Here is a 538-nt window from a genome sequence, read left to right on the forward strand (position 1 = left end):
TTGGAGATCTGCGCCGACTTTACCCGCAGCCAGCCGGACGTGCCGCGAACGATGCTGTCGGAGCGGACCTTGATGCCTTCGGCGCGTGCCTTGTCGACCCAATGGCCCGACGCGCTCTTGCGCAGATCCACGATCACCTGGATCCTGGCGCCGGCTGCCTTGAGGTCCAGAGCCGCGCGATAGGCGCTGTCGCAGGCGGTGAACACGACCACCTGCTTGCCCGGCACCACGCCGTACCGATTCACATAGGTCCGGGCAGCATCGGCCAGCATGATGCCCGGCCGGTCATTGTCGGTGAAGACGAGCGGCCGCTCGATTGCGCCAGCCGCCAGCACGACTTCCTTGGCCCTGACCTGCCAGAGCCGCTCACGCGGCTGGTTCGTCGCGGGATTGCTGAGATGGTCGGTGACGCGCTCGTTGAGACCGACAAAATTGTGCGGGTACCAGCCAAACGCCGTCGTACGCGACATCAGCTTCACATTGGGGCGCTTGCGCAATTCATCGAGCGCCGCGCGCGCCCAGTCGGCGGCCTGCATGC

The 538-nt window shown here is 66.0% G+C and carries 1 protein-coding gene; it reads right to left on the reverse strand.

Features of this window, described 5'->3' with window-relative positions; all coding sequences use genetic code 11:
* The coding region (locus AC1DS5_RS25515) for an NAD(P)/FAD-dependent oxidoreductase (protein ID WP_477721033.1) at nt 1-538 on the reverse strand (538 nt) is incomplete at both ends.

The sequence above is a fragment of the Polaromonas sp. P4_H1 genome (genome assembly GCF_056400945.1).